At 61.3% G+C, this 1,072-nt stretch carries 1 pseudogene; it reads left to right on the top strand.

Features of this window, described 5'->3' with window-relative positions:
- Positions 1-12 precede the first annotated feature (12 nt).
- Positions 13-882: pseudogene (locus FHR87_RS18915) on the top strand (HAD-IC family P-type ATPase); the annotation flags it as partial.
- Between the last annotated feature and the right edge of the window lie 190 nt (positions 883-1,072).

The following is a 1,072-nucleotide window of genomic DNA, read 5'->3' on the forward strand; positions in this document are numbered from 1 at the left end:
CAAGCATAAAACAACAAACAAGATAAACGTCTTGCTCACAACATGAAACATGTCATAGAACACACACACGCCGACGCCATCGTGCAGGCCGCGCGTGCCCAGGGCCTCCAACTCGTGAAGCCTCAGACCTTTGAATCGGGAACGGGCATCGGCGTGCGCGGGAAAGTTGAGCACCGGCAACTGGCGTTGGGCAATACGGTGCTGATGGAGCAGTCTGGCGTGTCGGTTGAGCCGCTCGTACCCCAGGCCGAAGCCCTGCGCGGCGAAGGGGCCAGTGTCATGTATCTGGCTGTGGACGGGCAGCTCGCGGGCTTGCTCGCCGTATCCGATCCGGTCAAGGGCAGCACCCCCGAGGCCCTGGCCGCGTTGAAGGCTGCGGGCCTGCGGGTCATCATGGCCACCGGGGACGGGCAGACCACCGCCAAAGCCGTCGGTGCACGCCTGGGCATCGACGAGGTGCATGGTGAAGTCAAGCCGGCGGACAAGCTCATGTTGATCGAACGTTTGCAGAGAGAGGGCCGCATCGTCGCCATGGCCGGAGACGGCATCAACGATGCGCCGGCCTTGGCGAAGGCAGACGTGGGCATCGCCATGGGAACCGGAACCGACGTGGCGATGAACAGCGCGCAGGTCACGCTGGTCAAAGGCGATCTGCGTGGCATCGCTGTCGCTCGCTCGCTCTCGGTGAGTACCGTGCGCAACATGAAGGAGAACCTCATGTTCGCCTTCTTCTACAACGCGCTGGGCATCCCCGTCGCCGCTGGGGTTCTCTATCCCCTCACGGGCTGGTTGCTGTCGCCCCTGATCGCAGCATTGGCGATGAGCCTGAGTTCGGCATCGGTCGTAGGCAACGCCTTGCGGCTGAGAGCGACCCGACTGTGACCAAGACATCTTTCAGAGCCAACAGGAGCCTGCTATCGACCAGCGAACCGTTTCTTTCGTTCCACGCCGTTGCAAAGGTGCAAGCCTTATCTCGGCATTTCGTTCTTAAACCACACCTCACACATCCAGGTAGATACTTCTATGACGCGTTCAGGTTACATCGCCATGCTCGTCGCGCCGATCGCTGCTG

Origin of the sequence: Azomonas macrocytogenes (genome assembly GCF_014191985.1) — a bacterium.
GTDB lineage: Bacteria > Pseudomonadota > Gammaproteobacteria > Pseudomonadales > Pseudomonadaceae > Azomonas > Azomonas macrocytogenes.